General features: G+C 28.8%; 18 protein-coding genes and 1 other annotated feature. Of the genes, 6 read left to right on the forward strand and 12 right to left on the reverse strand.

The genetic code is table 11. The features are described 5' to 3' along the window. The first annotated feature begins 200 nt into the window (after nucleotides 1-200). Nucleotides 201-803 (forward strand): hypothetical protein, encoded by a 603-nt coding sequence (locus tag OCU55_RS08665; RefSeq protein WP_261851907.1) that lies wholly within the window; start codon nucleotides 201-203, stop codon nucleotides 801-803. 176 nt (nucleotides 804-979) lie between these two features. On the opposite strand, the gene OCU55_RS08670 is transcribed toward OCU55_RS08665, so the two are convergent. The 5 genes from OCU55_RS08670 to OCU55_RS08690 all read right to left on the reverse strand — a co-directional run bounded on the left by OCU55_RS08670 (nucleotide 980) and on the right by OCU55_RS08690 (nucleotide 3,846). After that, a complete protein-coding gene (locus tag OCU55_RS08670) occupies nucleotides 980-1,537 on the reverse strand; it encodes a beta-class carbonic anhydrase (RefSeq protein ID WP_261851908.1) in 558 nt (185 codons plus the stop codon). Between the two features lie 167 nt (nucleotides 1,538-1,704). Then, nucleotides 1,705-2,355: a CPBP family intramembrane glutamic endopeptidase gene (locus tag OCU55_RS08675; RefSeq protein ID WP_261851909.1), complete on the reverse strand. Its 651-nt coding sequence runs from the start codon at nucleotides 2,353-2,355 to the stop codon at nucleotides 1,705-1,707. Nucleotides 2,356-2,756: 401 nt separating this feature from the next. Beyond that, nucleotides 2,757-3,197, reverse strand: a complete 441-nt coding sequence (locus OCU55_RS08680) for a thioesterase domain-containing protein (protein WP_261851910.1) — start codon at nucleotides 3,195-3,197, stop codon at nucleotides 2,757-2,759. Nucleotides 3,198-3,214: 17 nt separating this feature from the next. Continuing rightward, nucleotides 3,215-3,541 (reverse strand): hypothetical protein, encoded by a 327-nt coding sequence (locus tag OCU55_RS08685; RefSeq protein ID WP_261851911.1) that lies wholly within the window; start codon nucleotides 3,539-3,541, stop codon nucleotides 3,215-3,217. Between the two features lie 5 nt (nucleotides 3,542-3,546). Beyond that, on the reverse strand, nucleotides 3,547-3,846 hold the full coding sequence (locus OCU55_RS08690) for a DUF2089 family protein (protein ID WP_261851912.1): 300 nt from the start codon (nucleotides 3,844-3,846) through the stop codon (nucleotides 3,547-3,549). Between the two features lie 536 nt (nucleotides 3,847-4,382). Between OCU55_RS08690 and OCU55_RS08695 the strand changes: the two genes are divergently transcribed. The 3 genes from OCU55_RS08695 to hflX all read left to right on the forward strand — a co-directional run bounded on the left by OCU55_RS08695 (nucleotide 4,383) and on the right by hflX (nucleotide 8,658). Continuing rightward, nucleotides 4,383-5,309, forward strand: a complete 927-nt coding sequence (locus tag OCU55_RS08695) for an AEC family transporter (protein WP_261851913.1) — start codon at nucleotides 4,383-4,385, stop codon at nucleotides 5,307-5,309. A gap of 200 nt (nucleotides 5,310-5,509) precedes the next feature. Beyond that, complete coding sequence (locus OCU55_RS08700) at nucleotides 5,510-5,938, forward strand: hypothetical protein (protein WP_261851914.1); 429 nt, start codon at nucleotides 5,510-5,512, stop codon at nucleotides 5,936-5,938. Nucleotides 5,939-6,861: 923 nt separating this feature from the next. Next, nucleotides 6,862-8,658, forward strand: coding sequence for a GTPase HflX (gene hflX / locus OCU55_RS08705; RefSeq protein WP_261851915.1), 1,797 nt, complete (start codon nucleotides 6,862-6,864; stop codon nucleotides 8,656-8,658). A gap of 98 nt (nucleotides 8,659-8,756) precedes the next feature. Here the strand turns inward: hflX and OCU55_RS08710 are convergent, their stop codons facing one another. Together OCU55_RS08710 and OCU55_RS08715 are read right to left on the reverse strand one after the other, a co-directional pair. Beyond that, nucleotides 8,757-8,969: a hypothetical protein gene (locus OCU55_RS08710; protein WP_261851916.1), complete on the reverse strand. Its 213-nt coding sequence runs from the start codon at nucleotides 8,967-8,969 to the stop codon at nucleotides 8,757-8,759. A gap of 239 nt (nucleotides 8,970-9,208) precedes the next feature. Further along, entirely contained in the window at nucleotides 9,209-9,760 is a 552-nt protein-coding gene (locus OCU55_RS08715) for a GNAT family N-acetyltransferase (RefSeq protein ID WP_261852204.1), read from the reverse strand. 422 nt (nucleotides 9,761-10,182) lie between these two features. On the opposite strand from OCU55_RS08715, the gene guaC reads away from it, so the two are divergent. Next, nucleotides 10,183-11,166 carry a GMP reductase gene (gene guaC / locus OCU55_RS08720; RefSeq protein ID WP_261851917.1) on the forward strand — a complete coding sequence of 328 codons (984 nt, stop codon included), beginning with the start codon at nucleotides 10,183-10,185 and terminating at the stop codon, nucleotides 11,164-11,166. A 382-nt stretch (nucleotides 11,167-11,548) separates the two neighbouring features. After that, nucleotides 11,549-12,865 carry an FAD-binding oxidoreductase gene (locus tag OCU55_RS08725; protein WP_261851918.1) on the forward strand — a complete coding sequence of 439 codons (1,317 nt, stop codon included), beginning with the start codon at nucleotides 11,549-11,551 and terminating at the stop codon, nucleotides 12,863-12,865. 393 nt (nucleotides 12,866-13,258) lie between these two features. On the opposite strand, the gene OCU55_RS08730 is transcribed toward OCU55_RS08725, so the two are convergent. The 5 genes from OCU55_RS08730 to OCU55_RS08750 all read right to left on the reverse strand — a co-directional run bounded on the left by OCU55_RS08730 (nucleotide 13,259) and on the right by OCU55_RS08750 (nucleotide 19,545). Then, nucleotides 13,259-14,107: a (Fe-S)-binding protein gene (locus tag OCU55_RS08730; RefSeq protein WP_261851919.1), complete on the reverse strand. Its 849-nt coding sequence runs from the start codon at nucleotides 14,105-14,107 to the stop codon at nucleotides 13,259-13,261. Between the two features lie 96 nt (nucleotides 14,108-14,203). Then, complete coding sequence (locus tag OCU55_RS08735; RefSeq protein ID WP_261851920.1) at nucleotides 14,204-14,641, reverse strand: MarR family winged helix-turn-helix transcriptional regulator; 438 nt, start codon at nucleotides 14,639-14,641, stop codon at nucleotides 14,204-14,206. Between the two features lie 143 nt (nucleotides 14,642-14,784). Further along, nucleotides 14,785-16,530 (reverse strand): sensor histidine kinase, encoded by a 1,746-nt coding sequence (locus OCU55_RS08740; protein WP_261851921.1) that lies wholly within the window; start codon nucleotides 16,528-16,530, stop codon nucleotides 14,785-14,787. A gap of 442 nt (nucleotides 16,531-16,972) precedes the next feature. After that, nucleotides 16,973-18,250, reverse strand: coding sequence for a serine--tRNA ligase (serS, locus tag OCU55_RS08745; protein WP_261851922.1), 1,278 nt, complete (start codon nucleotides 18,248-18,250; stop codon nucleotides 16,973-16,975). Nucleotides 18,251-18,575: 325 nt separating this feature from the next. Next, nucleotides 18,576-18,780, reverse strand: a binding site (T-box leader). Nucleotides 18,781-18,933: 153 nt separating this feature from the next. After that, nucleotides 18,934-19,545, reverse strand: coding sequence for a YkgJ family cysteine cluster protein (locus OCU55_RS08750; protein ID WP_261851923.1), 612 nt, complete (start codon nucleotides 19,543-19,545; stop codon nucleotides 18,934-18,936). Nucleotides 19,546-19,691 lie beyond the last annotated feature (146 nt).

A 19,691-nucleotide genomic window follows, 5' to 3' on the forward strand; every position in this document is an offset into this window, starting at 1 on the left:
TTTTAGTCATATGTAAAATATTTGCAGCCAGCCACAATATATTGTATTATTTTTATAGAACTGGAACTTCCTATATTAAGTTATGTACTCTTAAAGTTCATATCCATACTATTTTCTAACAACCTAAACTTAAGTTTTCAAAAGATTACTTTTTTAATATTATAAAATTCAATAAAATAATTCTATTCAAGGAGTTATATATGAAAAAAACAGCTTACTTTAAGCCTATAATTTTTATTTTTCTAATTGTACTTTTTTCTTCCTCATTTATCTACCTTCAAGGGTATAGACTTTCACCTATGAAAGCTGCTGAAGCTGCACTAGAAATGAATGACAATATACAGAAGTTTGGGGAAGTTAAGAGAGATTGGGGAAATGTATTATTATTAAAAACCTCAAAAGGTTTGAAAACCGCCTTAGTAATGAAACAAGGGCTTTTATGGCATTGTAATTCCACCATATATTTCTTTGATGATGCTATGAAAAATGATTTAGTTAAAACCGTTGGATGGGAAAGCTTTAGTTCTGACAACAGCAAACAAATAACTGTTCTGGCCGTTGAAAATAATGATCCTAATGTTAAAGTTATTAAGGCTGGAACTGGTTCAGATATTCAAAGCAAATCAATTTCTCTAGGCGTAACGGTTATATTCACATGGGATAAAATGATTCAATCTAGTAATCTAAATCCGGTTGCTTTTGATAAAAGCGATTCTCCAGTTTACAAATATCAATATAATCCAAAAGATTCATCTTCTATACATTTAGATGAATTAAAATGGTATCCTGTTAATAACCAATAACTTTATGATTTTAAAATTTTGTATGTTTTATATTTATTAAATTTTAAGGATGTTACTATAGAAAATTTAAAGTTATCTCAATCAAAAGTAATAATATCTTATCGCAGAGCATAAATAAAAAGTCCCAAACTCTAATAAATTAAGAGATTGGGACTCTTTGGGATTCTTATATTATATTAATATCCGTTCACAACCACATCAAGCTTGCCAGTTTCCGGATCTATAATCAACCCATGTACTTTTATATCTTTAGGAATTAACGGATGATTTTTTATAAGCTCAACACTTTCTTTTACTGATTCTTCTACAGAATTAAAACCGTGGAGCCACTTTTTTACATCAATACCTGCATTACATAAGGTATTTATTACGTCTTTAGAAATTCCTCTTTCTACAGCCTTTTCTAGAGTACTATCCACATTTAAGTTACTCATACCACAGCCATGATGTCCAATTACTAAAACCTCATCTGTTTGAAATTCGTATACTGCAACAACAATACTTCTTACTATACTTCCAAATGGATGCATTATCGAAGCACCAGCATTCTTAATTAGCTTAACATCACCATTTTTCAGATTAAGCGCCTTAGGAAGAAGTTCTGTAAGTCTAGTATCCATACATGATAAAATTACTAGCTTCTTGTTAGGATTTTTAGTTGCTCTGTATTTATCATATTCTTTGTTTTCTACAAATTCTTTATTAAATTCAAGTATTTCTTGTAGTTTACTCAAAACCACACCCCCAAGTCTTAAAAATATATTAGCTAATTATAACACAAATACTATATTCATATCCAATAAGGACTTTTTCTGTATAATATTTATTATTGCCCCTACTTTATCTTACAAAACAATTATATTCTAACAGGTTAAGTTTTAAAATCTATAAGTTTCTTACTTTATCTTAATATTAGCCTTGTCATTATTGCGATAACACCAAAGCCATTAACTAGCAAATTGCAAATAAAATGTGCTGTCATTGGAATATATATATTTTTAGTTTTTATATAAGATAAAGTAAGAGGAACTGCCCAAATTGCTGCAGTTAATAATCCTAATAACTTTAATGAATGCTCTAATGAGAACAATATTACTCCTAAAATAGAAGATATGATTAAAAACTTTCTATTCTCAAAGTTCACTATCGCTTTCCTATAAAAAGCCTCTTCTGCTATAGGTGGAAAAATAATTGTTGTAAATATAAAAGCTATTAAGGAAGGTATATTGGTTACTCTAAACACTCCCATTCCATCATCGACATTTGGAAACAAAAGTGAAACTACCACTCCTAATCCGAAGGCTAGTGTAAGTGATATTGCAGTCCATAATACCTGTATCCAAAAGCTTTTCCCGCTTTTCCACTGTTCAAATAACTTTTTGAAACTTATATAGCCTATAGATATAAAATAAACTGCTAAGACAAAATAAAAAATCAAATCACAATACACCCTATTCTCTTTAGTAAATCCACCACTAATAAATAGGTATATGACCTGCCATATGATAGGAGCTGCTAAAAATTTTATTTGTATTATTGTCTCTTTTGACAATTTTCAAATCCCCCTTTTTAATTATATATCACCAATTTCCTTTACATACTTTTACTGCTGTTTAATATCTTCTTCACCTATTAACCCATTTAAGTATTAAGCTGATTTTATTTACTAAACTCTTTCTAAATAATATTCTTTATCTTAGCAATATATTTCTTTGTATGGGAATTTTAATAAAATGTCTTATTGTATGATATTTTATTCTATTAGAAAAATTTAAAAACCTTTTTATCGAAAGGATATTGCTCTAAAGTTTAAGTTGCATATAGATCTGTATTAAAAAAATGTTGATGGACAAACTTAATTCCACCAACATTTTTTTAATACATCTTTATAGTCTTTTTTGTGTCTAGATGTACCACTTCGAACCGAAATCTATTTCCATGTATTTACAATAATTACTTAAATGCAACATATTGGCCTTCATATTCAGCCAGTAATTTAGTTTCCTTGTGACATGTAACCTTAAGAGTTAGTCTACCTTTTTTATGCTTTTTGTACATTTCGAAAAACTTATTTCTGTCTTCCTCATCTAAAAGCTCACACTCAGCAATGAAATCACAATCTATTGGCGCTAAGTATTCTATATTACTCTTTCTAATAACAATATGAGCTTCTGGATCAACTTCTTTTATGTTGATAAACACCATAGCCCAGCCACAAACAGTCATCAAAGAATTTATACTTCCTCCAAAAGCTGTGCGCTTGTGATTGATATTTGGTTCAAGCTTTGCCGCAACTTTCACTTTATCCTTCGTAAATTCAACAATAGTAAATCCCATCTTTTCTGTTATTGGTATATGATCATATAAAAATTGTTCAAATTCATGTTTTTCCATAAGCTCCTCCATCTTACTTAATGTAAATCTCGAATATCTATCTTATCCATTTCCTTTTTCTTTTTGTATTTATCCCTGCAAATAATATAAATTAATACAAATATAATTGTAGGGATATTAGCTAAAATCAGTGAAACTAGAAACTGTGCTATAACTTCTGTTGTGGTTCTTCCATCAGTAATAGTATTTAACGGAACTAAAAGTGATATCATAAAAGATATTATAGGTAATATCAATCCAAGCCACTTATTTTTTCTTTTAGATAAGAATACTTGAAGAATTAGAGTTATACAAAACATAAAGAAAAATATCAAAAATTTAAAATAGCTTATTATATAGTTCATTAGATTTACTCCCCTTTTTTAGTTTTCTTATATTCAGAAATAAGAATTTTAGCAGTGTCTAAATCTAATTTTTCATTTATTGCTAATTTTTTAATTAAAGAAATAAATGGTTCATCTTTTGTATCTTCAGATATTTTGATTTTCTGAATTATTCTATCTAATCTCAATCTTACTGTTGGGTATGTAACACCATAAATCTTAGCAATTTCTTTTAAAGAACCTGAAGATACTATAAAAGTCTTAATAAAACTTATATCCTCTTCTTCCAACCCTGATAACCAATTAGGTATTACTTCTATCGGCATTTAACATCACACCTTAATTTTATTTATGTTAAATTAAACAAATACTTTAATAATATTAAGGTTAAACTTTAACATTGTTAAAGTCAATTATTTTTAGAAATAATTACAAATAAAATTCCATTTTATCTTACGTGGTGATTATAATATAAATTATTTCCTATTCCATTGTTGCTTCACTTTGCTTTTTTCTAAATATGAAATAAATTCAGTTGTAGATGAATTTTGAATTATAATTATATAGTTCTTTCATTTTGACTCGAGACTATAACCATAACTTTATTAACAATATTGTTTCAAAATTAGAAACATATTAGAAATATCACAAAAAAGGTGCTAATATAACTCTTAAGGCATTTATTGATTATGAAGCTTAATAAAAAAGAAAATTCAAATAATTTTAATTTTAGTAAAATATGCTTTAAAATAGATATTAAATAATTTTATATAAATGCTATTTTTATGAAGGCAATTTATTTATAAAAGCAAATGAATTTATTAAACAATAATCAAGGTTATTGTTAGATAAGAGGGATAATATGGATGTAAATATTGTGATTAATCAAATGCTACAATTGTTTATTATTTTAGGTCTTGGCTATTTTTTAAATAAGATAAAAATCTTTGATGACACTTTAAATCAAAAACTAAATAAACTACTGCTTAATGTTACAACCCCAGCTTTGGTGTTGGCATCTGTAAGTTCAATTAAACAAAGTAATAATACTAAAGAGGCTCTATTTGTATTTTTAGTAGCTATAATTATTTTCACTTTATTGCCAATAATAAGTTATATGTTAGTTAGAATCATTAGGATTCCGAAACATCAACGAGGAATTTACATGTTTATGACAGTTTTCTCTAACATAGGCTTTATGGGATTCCCAGTAATGAAAGCAATTTTTGGCAATGAAGCGGTATTTTATACTTCTATCTTCAATATGATCTTCAATATTTGGGTATTTACTTTAGGTATAGTTTTAATAAATTATGGAACTAATAGTAAAGTTAAATTAAGCTTCAAAAACCTTTTATCTCCTGGAATAATATCATCACTACTTGCTATAGCTATTTACTTTTTAAGAATACCTGTACATCCTGTATTAAAATCTACTTTTGATATGGTTGGTAATATCACTACCCCAGTAGCAATGATGCTTATTGGTTCTACTTTAGCCAATTTAAATATTAAAGAAGTCTTTACAGAACTTAGAATTTATCCTTACACAATAATCAAACAGATTCTGATTCCTTTTATTGCATATCCACTTTTAAAATATTTTATAACTAGTCCATTAGTTTTGGGCGTTGCTTTAGTTAACTTAGCTATGCCTGTAGGTAATAGTGCAGTGTTATTCGCAAATCAGTATGATGGCGATGTAGATTTGGCTGCAAAATCTGTTTTTATTACCACTTTAATTTCTGTATTTACAATTCCATTAATTGTAGCTTTATTGTTAACTTAATATAAACTTCGAACATCTCAATAAAATTTAAGCATATTTATAATTCTTTAAATGTAGAATTACGAATATGCTTAAATTAATTAAAAGACTTTATTTGTATTTTTAATCTATTCTTCCTATATAAACATTTGACTAAATAAAATTGAACATTAACTTATTAAATAAATATACTATATTATATCATTTTTTATGGAGATTTTATGGAAAACAATGTTTCTGTGAGACGTGCTGGAAATGACAAATTAGATTTAGCATTAATACAAAAAGAAAAATCTGCATCACTTATTATTATATTAGCATATATAATTCTTATTAATTCAGCAATTAAGGAAAGAGAAATCATACTTAAAAGACAAAGAGGTATAAATACTTCCAATGACTTAGAACCAACGCAACTTGTAGTACTTTCTAGTAGCTTAACTTTAATAGGCAATATACTTTTAGGTGACATAGCATATACTAGACTTAGAGAATTAGAAAAAAGTATACGATCCGGTGAAAGCAATTTTTCAATAACTCCTAATCTAAACATAACGACCGGCTATACTTTAAGTATTTTAGGAAGTATATTCAAAACTGTAGGTGTCATACAAAGATCAAATGAACAGGCGCAAATGACTATACTATAATTAACTCTATTCAAATTCACTCTATGAACATAGATTTTAGAAACTTTGTTCCGCAAATTTAATACATTTAAACTCAATAAAGTTTGACTCATATGCTGTACATTCCAAAAAGTTATTTACATTTAGCAATATATGCTTTACAATGAAATTACCAAATGTATGAAAGGGGACTGTAAAATGTTAATTTTTAAGCTAAAATCAAATAAAAATCTAATATTAAAATATACAGTCTGCTGTAAATAGTTAAAAATGTTATATATTTTTTCAATATTTTATATGTAATTTTTTGACCGCAGACTTCATATTCTGCGGTTTTATTATATTGTATTACTAAAGCTATAAAACATCTCGCTTATATACATAGGCATTTAAAATTTAAAGCTTTATTGTAATGAATGATTTATGATACCGCAGAGAAAATCTGTGGTTTTTTATTTTGTTAATATCATAAGCCGCAGTGCAATTCTCTACCAGTTAGAGTTCATTGTTTTGCGGCTTTTATTTATGTAAAATATACTACTTTCTTTAAGGCATTAATTGATGTGGCAAAGTTAATTTTATTGGCTAATCACACTCATAAACCTTATGAAAAAACAACTTATTATATTCAAAAGTTATCCTAGGGGGAGTTAGAAATGAGCTCAATTAGATAAATTGCCAGTAAAACTTGAAGTTAAAATTATGATCAGGAGGCAAAAAAATGAGGCTATCACTTTTATAGATTAAATTAATACAATTATTTTATCTTAAGATACTACGGCTATAAAACACAACTATAGATGTACTACTTTGTAATAAAATATATATTTTGTAATTTTCCTCTGAAAATTTTGAGGATTATCAAAATACAAAGTCATACATCTTTAAATACAAAGTAATAAATGAATATTAGTATATTCATAATTTTGATTGGAGGATATTATATGATAACAGGAAATATAGATGGAATAAAGAAATTGTTACTTGAAAGACTTGAGGCACTATATGAATTAAATATAGATAACAGCAGTATTTTTTCTTATGAATTAGTTTCAGAAATGAACGATATTAGCAGAATTATAAAAAAAGAACTGTGTGTGGTTATAAATAGAAGAGGAAAAATAACTGATATATCAATAGGTAACTTAAATAATGCAGAGATACCTTATATAGACGGAGCAACCAAAAGACTAAGCGGTTATAGAGTAATTCATACACACCCTTCTGGAGACAGTACCTTATCCTCTATGGATACTTCAGCTTTAATGGAGCTTAAGTTAGATGCAATGGTTGCTATTGGAGTTAATGAAAATATCGAAAACATAAAAGTGAACATCGCCTTATGTGATATTAATGACAACAATCTATCTTTTAAAGAACTTAGAAGTCTAACTTTATCCTCTGCTCTACATTTGAATCTTAGAGAAAAAATATCTTATGTTGAAAAAATAATCACAGATATAAAACAACAAGATGATGATATTGAAAGAGCCATTTTATTTGGAAATGACAGTGAAGAAAGTCTTGAGGAACTTTGTGGTCTTGCTGAAGCATGCGATGTTGTTCCTGTATTTAAGGTTTTCCAGAAGAAAAATAAAATTAATACTGCTTATTATGCAGGTCAAGGAAAAATTGAAGAACTAAGCTATTTAAAACAAATTAAAAATGCCAATGTGGTTATATTTGATGATGAGCTATCAGGTTCACAACTTAGAAATCTTGAAGAAACTTTAAAATGTAAAGTTATAGATAGAACTACACTTATACTTGACATATTTGCAAGACGAGCAAAAAGTAAAGAAGGTATGCTTCAAGTTGAGCTAGCAATGCTTAATCATAAAATCCCAAGACTAAGAAATGCAAATGCTAACCTTTCCAGAATCAGGGGGGGCGTTGGCTCAAAAGGTCCTGGAGAGAAAAAGCTAGAGACTGACAGAAGACATATAGAACGTCGAATTGAAGAAATAAGAAATGAACTAAATAGAGCTTCAGAGCAAAGATCAATTCAAAAAGTTAAAAGGAATAAAAGCAGTATAAGTCAGGTAGCTATAGTTGGCTACACAAATGCAGGTAAGTCAACCCTTAGAAATAAGTTATGTGAAATTTCAGCTTCCAATAAAATTGATAAAGATGGTGTTTTAGAAGCAGATATGCTTTTTGCAACCTTAGATACCACGGTTAGAGCTGTTACCTTAAGTGATAATAGAAGAATAGCTCTATCAGACACTGTTGGTTTTATAAGTAAACTTCCTCATGATTTAGTTGAAGCTTTCAAATCAACCTTAGAAGAGGTAATTGATGCTGATTTACTCTTACACACAATTGATGCTTCAAACGAAGAAGTTATAAACCAAATCAAATCCGTTAACTCAGTTCTTGAGGAGCTGGATGCACTAGATAAAAACACTATTGTTGTTCTAAATAAAGTAGATAAGGCTTCAGAAGAAAACTTAAATAAAGTACGAGAGTTTTTAAAAAAACAGAAGACAATAGAAGTCAGCGCAGTAAAAGAAATAAATCTATCATTGCTGCTAGATTATATAGGTAAAGAAATTCCAGTTAAACTGATGGAAAAACAGTTCATAATTCCATATACTGAACAAAAATTCGTATCAATGCTTCATGATAACTCTAAGATCCTTCATGAAGATCATCTAGAAGAAGGCACTAAAATAAAAGCTTTAGTTCATGAAGAAATTTATAAAAAGTGCCTAGATTTCGAAGTTCTAGCTAAATCTTAATAATGATGAAGACTTAATTAGAAGTAATATTAAATGTTTTAAAACGGGTAACCACAATTGGGTTGCCCTTTAATTTTATTATGCCCTACAGCTATCAATTATCTATTACTTAATATAGCTATAAACACAACTATTATCATCATCATAATTGCAGGTATCATAAGAAATAGAAATAATCTTCTTCCTTCTTTACTTGCAAAATTTATAGTTACTCCTTTACCATTTTTCCTATCAACAGTACTAGATGGATCTTCAGGATTATAATAGAAAAAAAGAAACTTCCTATTTTTATCATTACTATCATTATTCATTTATATCACCTCCATATATACTATGATAATCTTACTTTATTTAATATAATCCCATAAGTTAATCATATTTACGCCACTATATATAGATGTACAACTTCGATCATTAGACTCCTAGGATAAATTCTAATATGAAGTAGTTTATCTATATATTAACAAATCCAATTTAACTGGAAAGAAAAATAAATAGTACTTTCCTCTACTCTATTATCCCCCTTCCCTCTTATAGCAAAATTTAATTATCAGACTTTATCATTCAATAGAACCATATGAATATGATCTTCCCATCTACCATTAATCTTAAGGTATTTGTATGCTATCCCTTCATTATAAAACCCTAATTTATCAACAACTCTTAATGATCTCTTATTCTTAGGCATTATATTAGCTTCAATTCTATGAAGCTTAAATTCATTGAACATTATTTCAATTCCCTTTTTCAATGCTTCTGTCATATACCCTTTGTTTATTTCTGCACCATCAAGTTTATAACCTAAAAAACAAGACCAAAATGCTCCTCTAACTATATTAGTGAAAGATAATGTTCCTATTGCGGTTCCTTCATCATCTTTTTTAAATATCCAAAGTCTTAGCATATTTTCTTTTAACATATTTTCTAGATCATTATTTAATTGTATTTCATGGGTTTCCTTTGTATAAAATTCTTCATCTTTAGTTGCTTCCCATTCTTCAAGAAAATCTCTATTTCTCATATAATAGTCTAATACTTGTCCAGCATTCGCTTCATCTAAAACTTTTAAAATTAATCTTTTGGTTTCATAAAACTTTTGCATGTAATTCACCTTTTCCTCTTATCTTATTCATTAAAATAATAAATTCATATTAACTAAATATTATTTATAAATATTTTTATTTTAAACAATTTTTAAATTTAAGTTTTCAAATTAAAATTTACGAATATTATTGTTTTATAAGATTAGTTAAATTAAATACTTTTTTATTTTTATTGAATTCATATAAATATATAATATTTTGATAATACTAACGACATACTGTTTAATTTCAAATTTTAATTTACAAATCGAACTTTATTTATCTAAATTATAACAAATATCATTCTAGAAAGGCAACCAGCTCTCTGATATGTTAAATAAATACAATTTTTTTGACATATTAATAAAAACATTGTAAACTACATTTAGACAAACATTCTTGTTTAATTTAATAACAATATTCGTATTTAGAGGTGTAACTAATGGAAAATGTTTTTGATTATGAAGATATTCAATTAATCCCTGCAAAGTGTATAGTGAACAGTAGATCGGAATGTGATACCACTGTAGAATTAGGTGGTCGTTCATTTAAGTTACCTGTGGTTCCTGCAAACATGCAAACCATTATAGACGAAAAAATTTCAATATATTTAGCTGAAAATGGTTATTTCTATATAATGCACCGTTTTGAGCCTGAAAAGAGAATTGCTTTTATTAAAGATATGACTTCACGTGGATTATTCTCTTCAATCAGTGTAGGTGTAAAAGAAGATGAATATAGATTCATCGAACAATTAGCATCTGAAAATCTTGTACCTGAGTACATAACTATAGATATAGCACATGGCCATTCCAATGCGGTTATCGCAATGATCCAACATATAAAGAAGCACTTACCAAACAGCTTTGTTATTGCTGGAAATGTAGGTACTCCAGAAGCAGTAAGAGAACTTGAAAATGCTGGTGCAGATGCTACAAAGGTTGGTATTGGACCTGGTAAGGTTTGTATAACTAAAATTAAAACTGGATTTGGAACTGGTGGATGGCAATTAGCAGCACTTCGTTGGTGCGCTAAAGCAGCAAGCAAACCAGTTATTGCTGATGGAGGTATCCGTACTCATGGTGATATAGCTAAATCAATTAGATTTGGTGCAACCATGGTAATGATTGGATCACTATTTGCAGGACATGAAGAATCACCAGGGATAACTATCGAAAAGGACGGTAAGCTATATAAAGAGTACTTTGGTTCAGCTTCAGAATATCAAAAAGGCGAGAGAAAAAATGTTGAAGGAAAGAAAATGTTCGTTGATTACAAAGGACCTTTAAAAGATACTTTAATCGAAATGGAACAAGATCTTCAATCTTCTATCTCCTATGCAGGTGGAAATAAGTTAGATGCTATCAGAAATGTTGATTACGTTGTAGTTAAAAATTCAATATTTAATGGTGATAAAGTCTACTAGAACATCAAAAGAGATTAATACTTTGTGCATCTACAGATAGAGTTATATCTATTCTATCATTTATTATTTGTTAGATTAATACTAGATAAATATAAATTTCTAATTAGGAGCCTATATATTTTGTTGTACAGAATATATAGGTTCTTTTTATTTTAGTCTATCATATCTTTCAACTGCTAGTTTTCTATATTATTCTTTTGATTTTTCAATATTTATTTGAAAACTTGACACTTAGTGTTATACATTTTCATACTTTATATAAAGATGTCCTACCTCAATCTGAATACTATTTTCAAATCATGGAAATGGGATATCTATTCATCTATATATAGATAAATCAATGTGCTTATGGTGTAGTTATTAATTTTTTCGAGGTGAGAATGTGGACTTTCAAGGGTTAACAGGTAAAGTAATAACCCCTTCAGATAAAGAATATCAAATTTTAAGACTTGAATATAATCGTGACATTAATAAATTTCCTCTTGCTATTGTTTATTGTTACAATAATACTGATATTTCAAACGCAATAAAATGGTGCAAAAAAAATGATATACCTCTTCGTATTCGTACTGGAGGTCATAATTACGAAGGATATTCAACAAGTAATGGTGCTTTAATACTGGATACAACTTATATGAACAATGTTGAAATTGATGAAAAAAATGACATTGTAAAAATTCAAGCTGGTGCTAGACTTGGCAAAGTATATTCAGAGCTTGCGAAAAAAGGCTATGCCTTCGCAGGAGGGACATGCCCAACTGTTAGCATCTCTGGCTTAACTCTTGGTGGTGGAATAGGATTGTCCTGCAGAAACTTTGGTTTAACTGCTGACAATCTCTTAGGACTAGAAATGGTAAACGCCAAAGGAGCCTCAATCACCGCTAACAACCATGAAAACCCAAAGTTATTCTGGGCTTGTCGTGGAGCTGGTAGCGGAAACTTTGGTGTTGCAACTTCATATATTTTTAAAGCTCAAAAAGTAAGTAAAATTACGATTATAGAGCTTAGATGGGATAATGAATCAATGGAAGACTTTGTAGAATTATGGCAATATTGGCTTAAAACTGCTGATAATAAAATAAGCTGTTTTGCTGGCTTTAACAAAGAAGGTATCTATTTAAACGGCTTTTTATATGGCACAAAAGCTGAAGCTAAATTGATATTAAAGGACTTTTTATCACTACCAAATTTATTAAAAAATTCTTCAATTGAATATGTTGCTTTTATCGATGCTATAAAGGCCATTAGTGCCTTCTACGATCCACCAAATAAGTTTAAAGCAACTGGAAGATTTGTATATAAACCTTTATCTAGAAAAGATCTTAGGAAATTGGTTCAATATATAAACAACAGTCCTGGTATAGATGAATGCTTCATAAGGTTATATTCTCTAGGTGGAGCTATAGATGATATTCCCAATAACCAAACAGCCTATTACTATAGAAAAGCTGAATATATACTATGTATAACCGCAGATTGGGAAGAGGATGAGGTTTCATATGAATATAAAAATTGGGTTGAAAAAGTTTTTAGATTTGTTAAGCCTCTTACTAATGGTTCCTATGTTAACTTCCCCTATGCTGAATTAGAGGATTATGGTCATGAATACTATGGCAAAAATTATTACCCTCTTAAAGAAGTTAAAAAGTTATATGATCCAACTAACTTCTTTAAGTTCCAGCAATCAATAACCCTCTAATACGTAATAACTTAAACAATATCATTTATAAATGATATTGTTTAAATCAAGGTATCACTACTTTAGCTACTTAAACAAGTGTTTCATCTTTAGCAACACCTTAATTTCTATAATTATAATTAAACTAAATAAATTTTCTTACTATTATCAATTTCCCAATTATATAAATAAACTACTTCATATTAGAACTTATCCAAATAAACATTCGTAGAATAACCAAAATCTTTATTTGGAGTTTAAGGATTGAAGTAGTTTATCTGTTTAAGCGGAATAGATATCCCATTTCCACGATTTAAAAACATACCAATAATCTATTTAACTATTAATGGTATATAACTTGATTTATAAATTCTATTTGTAACTGGTTTATCTATATCTTAGCACTTCAGTTTTCTATCTACTTATTGCTATAGGGTTTCTTCCCTCACAAGGTACACCACTTTGACACAATCCACAACCTGATCCAGCTTTAGGGCTAGCTCCAATAGCTTCAGCTTTTTTTCTAGATTCCTCACCATAAACATATTTCATACATTTTACTTTATCATGACCTTCTCTTGTTATGGCATTTACAGGACATCTCTTTATACATGCTCCACATATCCCCTTGCTGCATAGCAAGCAGTTTTCAGTATGATTTTTATATTTTCTCACATCTGGCGTAAGCTTTAGATCAGTTACTAAAGATATCAATTTAATTGCAATTCCTTTGTCTGTAATAAAAGCATCATTTATAGAAAAAGTACCTAAGCCTGAAACATAAGCCACGTGACGTTCTGACCAGTTTGAAGTAGGTCCATTGTGTGATCCTGTAATTTTGAACCACTGAGAATGATATGGTGCTATAGCTCTATAACCCATATCTTTAAAATAATTCTCCATATGAGTGGATAAAGCTCTAATAAATACCTCGTCACCAAAAGTACGAGTTAATGTCCACTCTCTTGATGGCCAATCCTGCAATCCCCTGTTACTTTTCCTTGTCTTTTCGTTTATAGGAAGTACTATACTAATTACTGTACCAGTTCTAAAACTACTTTTTTCAAAGGCTAATTCAAAAATTTCCTTTGGTGTGTAATGATGCTCACCTATTATATTCTTATATTCTTTAAATAAATCATCTTCGGAATCAGCAAAACCTATAATTGGCTCTTCAAAATAATAACCATCAATTTCTTCAAACCAATTTTCTTTACTATCTTTAAAAAACCTCTTAATCTCTTCTCTTATTTTGTTTTCCATATTAACCCCTCCGTACTTTTAATATCTTAAAAACTTTAATATCAAATAAAAAAGAATTAGTAGTATCGTGCATATACACGATACTTATTAAAAAAATTAAGGCACCAATGCCTCAATTTTTGAAAGTAACTTTGTAAAAGCATCCAGGTTATCCTTGCCTAGATAATCATCTAAATAGCTTTGAGCTTTGTTCCAAAGTACCTCTGCTGATTTATAAACTTCTTTTCCTTTATCTGTTAACTTCAGTTGTCTATTTCTTGTACCTTCTATCGCGATATCATCGATGTAACCTCTTTCTTCAAGAGGTTTAAGATTTCTCACAAGAGTGGTCCTATCCAATCTTATGCTAATTGCCAAATTACTTACACTTACTGGTCCTAAAGCATCTATATGCTTTAGCAAAGAAAACTGTCCTATCTTCAAACCACTTGGAGCAAGGAACTCGTCATAAACTTCAGTTATAGCATGAGATGCTCTTCTTAAATTGAGACAATTACACTTAGATGATTTTTTATCATAAACCTTAATATCCATATTATCACCTTCTCGTTTCAGTGTATCTACACTATCTTTATAATATGCCTTTGTTAGACTTTTGTCAATATCAATTAGAGGTTTACTATATTATGTAATTAATTATTTTAAGATTATAATTTTGTAGTATGTATATTAAGATATTATTTATATATATCCGAAAACTCAATTTTAATTCTCTCAACATAGTTTTCTTTAGTACTTATTTGCTTCTCATCCCACTGCCTTAAACTTCCTTCACTTAGCACTTTAACTGGTAGTTTCACTGAAAACTTAGTCCCCATTCCATATTTACTTTCTGCATAAATAGATCCATTATGCATTTCAACTAATGATTTCACTAAAGATAGTCCTATTCCACTACCTTCATGTCTTCTTATAAATGTTTTATCTACTTGCCTAAATCTATCAAATATTATATTTAGTTTTTGGCTTGGAATCCCTATTCCAGTATCTTCGACTGTAATGGTTATGTATTCTTCTCCATCGATAATATTCACAAAAATTTTTCCTCCGTCAGGGGTGAATTTTACCGCATTTGATAAGAGGTTAAGCATTATTCTTTCAATCTTATCCAAATCACAAGCCATTATCTTTTCTTCTATCTCGGTATCGAAAATAAGATCTAGATTATTATTATTAATATAATCTGCAACTGATAAAGTAATTTCTTCAACTATATTTACAATATTACAATTAACCATATTTAATTCAAAATACCCTGAATCAAGTTTAGTAGAGTCTATTAAATTATTTATAAGCCTCAATAATCTAAAACAATTTTGCTTTTCAACATTTAAGTTGTTTAATATTTTTGCCTTATCAACAGCTTTTTCCTTGTTTTCAATTTCTGCTCCGATTACTTGTATAGCACCAAATATTATGTTTAAAGGTGTTCTTAGCTCATGTGAAATGTTTGCGAAGAATTCAGTTCTTAGATTTTCTAATTCATATGCCTCTTCTTGTAAGGCTAGTTCACTTAACTTCCTATCCGTAATATCACGAACACTTACTACAATCTCTTCTTTCTCCTCAAATCTAATTGAACTAATATTAAATTCAGCCCAAAATTCATCATTATTCTTTGTCTTACAGATGCACTCCAATACTATAGGTCTAGCATTTGTAGCTTTATTAAAGATTTGAAGCATCTTTTCTTTTGTTATCACAGACTTTGATGATATCATGTCTATTATATTCATCTTTCTTAGTTGATCTTCAGAATAATTAAACATAAAATAAGATCTACGGTTTGCATCTACTATGTTTCCATTAAAATCATTTATAAATATAGCGTCATTTACTGAATTAAAAATAGTATCAAGATATTTCTGATTTTTAGCAAGTTCTTTTTGGGAACTTTCATACTCTAAATGTCTTAATCCACTTTCAGCTAAAGTAGTTACTAGCCCTAAGTAATAATCTATGATACTTTTAACCTTTTTCCTTGTCCATCTAGGAACTTTACTTAGTGCAGCAATGTACTCTTCCTCATCAAAATTAAATTGTCGAGCTTGTCTTTTAAAAAACTCAACATCAACTTCTTCATCCTTATAAAAAAATTGCCCCATAAAAATTGTAGCTACATGTTGTCCATATATGATAATAGGCACTCCTATATCCCACATATTGTTTAAACATCTGTATTCTATGTATCTACTATCTTTTATATGGTCATTTATATACTTATCGCTACTCAAGCAGCGGCTACAAGTATTTGGATGAATTCTATGAAATTTTGTACAAATATCTTGCCATCCAGTTTTTATATATATTGTCCCGTCTACATCAATAAGTCCTACAGGAATTCCGGATGCTTCATAAAGGCTTTCTGACATTTTTTTAAAAGAATCAATATTAAATACCTCTGAAAAATTGATCTTTCCCATACCTTACCCCTTTTATAAATATATTCAATATAAAGCTATCTAGCTGAATTTAAGTTTTTTCTGTATTTATACAAAATTACAAATAATGTAAAATAATTATAAAGTTACTTGCTAAAAGCACAAGACTTTTAAAATTTATAAAACTTTTTTTATGGAATATCCTTTGAATCACAACCACAATATATCCAACGCAATTGCTTAGTGAAATTATTATTGTACAAATTATAATACACCTTCCAATATATTGTAAATACATATTCATAGTGCAAATACCGATTAAAATGTAAAATTAAGGTGATTATTTATATAAAAAAATGCAACACATCAAATTTTTCATTGAATATGCTGCATCTATAGATGTAATTTGGTTAAATCCGCTTTTTAAAGGGTCTCCAAGGTATTTTATTAACATAATACCTTATTACATCTTCATTTACTTATATTATTTAATTACTGCCATTCCACCCATATAAGGTTGTAATGCTACTGGAATGTTTATAGAACCATCTTCATTTAAGTTGTTCTCTAAGAACGCAATTAACATTCTTGGAGGAGCTACTACTGTATTGTTTAGTGTATGTGCAAAATATTTACCGTTTTCACCATCTACACGTATTTTTAAACGACGTGCTTGAGCATCTCCTAAGTTTGAGCAGCTTCCTACTTCAAAGTATTTCTTTTGTCTTGGAGACCAAGCTTCTACATCTACTGATTTCACCTTAAGATCAGCTAAGTCACCTGAACAACATTCCAAAGTTCTCACTGGTATATCTAATGAACGGAATAAATCAACTGTATCTTTCCATAGTTTGTTGTACCAATCCATACTTTCTTCTGGTTTACATACAACAATCATTTCTTGTTTTTCAAATTGATGAATTCTGTAAACTCCTCTTTCTTCTATTCCATGAGCTCCTTTTTCTTTTCTGAAGCATGGTGAGTAACTAGTTAAAGTATGAGGAAGTGAAGCTTCTGGTAATATTGTATCTATATACTTACCTATCATAGAATGCTCACTTGTTCCTATAAGATATAAGTCTTCACCTTCTATTTTATACATCATTGCATCCATTTCAGCAAAACTCATAACACCTGTTACAACTTCACTACGAATCATGAAAGGTGGTATACAATATGTAAATCCACGATTTATCATAAAATCTCTAGCATATGATATAACTGCAGAATGAAGTCTAGCTATATTGCCCATTAGATAGTAGAAACCATTTCCAGCAACCTTTCTAGCACTATCTAAATCAATACCGCTAAGTTTTTCCATGATTTCAGTGTGATATGGAATCTCAAAGTCAGGTACTACTGGCTCACCAAAACGTTCAACTTCCACATTTTCACTATCATCTTTACCTATTGGAACACTTGGATCTATGATGTTTGGAATTATCATCATTATATCCTTAACATTTTTCTCTAATTCGCCTTCTTTTACTTCTAGTTCTGCCAAACGTGCAGAATTTGCAGCAACTTGTTTTTTCATTTCTTCAGCTTCTTCTTTTTTTCCTTGAGCCATTAATGCACCAATGCTCTTTGAGATTTTATTTCTATTTGCTCTTAAAGAATCAGCTTCTTGCTTTGCATTTCTTAGTTCAGCATCTAAAGCTATAACTTCATCAACTAAACCTAACTTATTATCTTGAAACTTATTTTTTATGTTTTGTTTTACTATTTCAGGGTTTTCCCTTACAAATCTTAAATCTAACATAATTTACCCTCCTGATACATTTATCTATTTATAATATTTTAAAAGCACAGTAATATAAACATTTACCTAAATGGTTACTTTTACATTGTAAGATAATAATTAATAATTTACAATGCTATCTTTAAATACTGTATTTATTATAACAATTTATGTCTAATGGTATCTCTAAATTAAGAACATATTAATAATGAATAAATATACATATTCTTCTTCTTTTATTCTTTATCTTAATATTATATATTAAATCTGTTATGCATACTTATCCATAGATCTCATTGGATTATAATTTCCTTAAGAATAAAAAAACTCCCATCCCAAATATAAAAAATGGGACGGAAGTACTCCGCGTTGCCACCCAAATTGCTGAAATAGTTAAAATTCAGCCACTCGAAAGTAATATAAAGGTTACCAACCTTTCGATTCATCACCGACAGCTCCAAAAGTGGAAAGATTTAGTACTTCACCGATTTGCACCAACCATCGGCTCTCTGAAGAAATCCAAAAATCGTAGCTTTTATAATCACTGTTTTTTGTATATGTTGTTATTATGTATCAATTATATATAATATTATACAGATTTTCAAGTGAGAATAAGTATTTTTCGCTTGAATCATTAATAAAAGTGTTTTTATTTATATAAGGATCATCCTTTTTACAATTTAAAAATACTAAAAATATACTTATTAATATAATTCATCTCTTTCATCATCATATAACCAGCCTTCTTCTTCAGCATAATTTAATATATCATTCAAAGCTATGTCATACCCCTTTGCAAATACAGCAGGATTTCTTTTATATTCTTTAATTAAATCCTCTGAAATTGAATTGTTTCTCATCTCTTCTTCAAATATTAAGGCCTGTAAATAAGTGCTTCCAATGAGTTCTCTAACAACATTATATCTATAACTTTTATCGATACAGATATATAACCTACAAATTATTGGTCTTTGCTCGTAAATTGTGCAATAGTTCTCCTCAGTAATGAAATGACAATTTTTTTCTTTATTTAATACATATTGGTCAAACTCTCTATAGTAATTTCTCTTTTTTACAAGCCTCTGTCTTACAAAATCTGAAGAATCTTCATTGTTCCAGTTGCTTATTCTGTTAACACAGATATTATCTATTTCAACTGACCAAGCCTTTTTACAGCAACTTTCCTCACAATCTTCACAAGGAAGGGGGTTGCTGTTTAAGAATATATCAATTGCTTTTAAGATATCCTCCACAGTTGTATCTTTATCAAGTTTGTCATAATTTACTTTACCTTCTGAGTCAAATAATAATTTCATGTCATTTCTCCTTAAGTTTTTATGCATTAGCTACAAATTAAATCATTGTTTTCTTCATTTTCATCTTTAGCACACAAGTTGATATGTTTTTAAAAACATTTAATTATACTCAAATATAAAACCTGCATCTAAATTTCTGTTGAAAT

The sequence above is a fragment of the Clostridium folliculivorans genome (assembly GCF_024341905.1).
In the GTDB taxonomy this organism is placed as follows: domain Bacteria; phylum Bacillota; class Clostridia; order Clostridiales; family Clostridiaceae; genus Clostridium_AR; species Clostridium_AR folliculivorans.

What these genes read in the sequence shown, in the direction of transcription:
- OCU55_RS08665 (WP_261851907.1), top strand. Translation starts at nt 201, where the DNA reads ATGAAAAAAACAGCTTACTTTAAGCCTATAATTTTTATTTTTCTAATT.
- OCU55_RS08710 (WP_261851916.1), bottom strand. Translation starts at nt 8,969, where the DNA reads ATGAATAATGATAGTAATGATAAAAATAGGAAGTTTCTTTTTTTCTAT.
- serS (WP_261851922.1), bottom strand. Translation starts at nt 18,250, where the DNA reads ATGTTAGATTTAAGATTTGTAAGGGAAAACCCTGAAATAGTAAAACAA.
- OCU55_RS08715 (WP_261852204.1), bottom strand. Translation starts at nt 9,760, where the DNA reads ATGCAAAAGTTTTATGAAACCAAAAGATTAATTTTAAAAGTTTTAGAT.
- OCU55_RS08735 (WP_261851920.1), bottom strand. Translation starts at nt 14,641, where the DNA reads ATGGATATTAAGGTTTATGATAAAAAATCATCTAAGTGTAATTGTCTC.
- OCU55_RS08740 (WP_261851921.1), bottom strand. Translation starts at nt 16,530, where the DNA reads ATGGGAAAGATCAATTTTTCAGAGGTATTTAATATTGATTCTTTTAAA.
- OCU55_RS08690 (WP_261851912.1), bottom strand. Translation starts at nt 3,846, where the DNA reads ATGCCGATAGAAGTAATACCTAATTGGTTATCAGGGTTGGAAGAAGAG.
- OCU55_RS08750 (WP_261851923.1), bottom strand. Translation starts at nt 19,545, where the DNA reads ATGAAATTATTATTTGACTCAGAAGGTAAAGTAAATTATGACAAACTT.
- OCU55_RS08700 (WP_261851914.1), top strand. Translation starts at nt 5,510, where the DNA reads ATGGAAAACAATGTTTCTGTGAGACGTGCTGGAAATGACAAATTAGAT.
- OCU55_RS08730 (WP_261851919.1), bottom strand. Translation starts at nt 14,107, where the DNA reads ATGGAAAACAAAATAAGAGAAGAGATTAAGAGGTTTTTTAAAGATAGT.
- hflX (WP_261851915.1), top strand. Translation starts at nt 6,862, where the DNA reads ATGATAACAGGAAATATAGATGGAATAAAGAAATTGTTACTTGAAAGA.
- OCU55_RS08680 (WP_261851910.1), bottom strand. Translation starts at nt 3,197, where the DNA reads ATGGAAAAACATGAATTTGAACAATTTTTATATGATCATATACCAATA.
- OCU55_RS08685 (WP_261851911.1), bottom strand. Translation starts at nt 3,541, where the DNA reads ATGAACTATATAATAAGCTATTTTAAATTTTTGATATTTTTCTTTATG.
- guaC (WP_261851917.1), top strand. Translation starts at nt 10,183, where the DNA reads ATGGAAAATGTTTTTGATTATGAAGATATTCAATTAATCCCTGCAAAG.
- OCU55_RS08695 (WP_261851913.1), top strand. Translation starts at nt 4,383, where the DNA reads ATGGATGTAAATATTGTGATTAATCAAATGCTACAATTGTTTATTATT.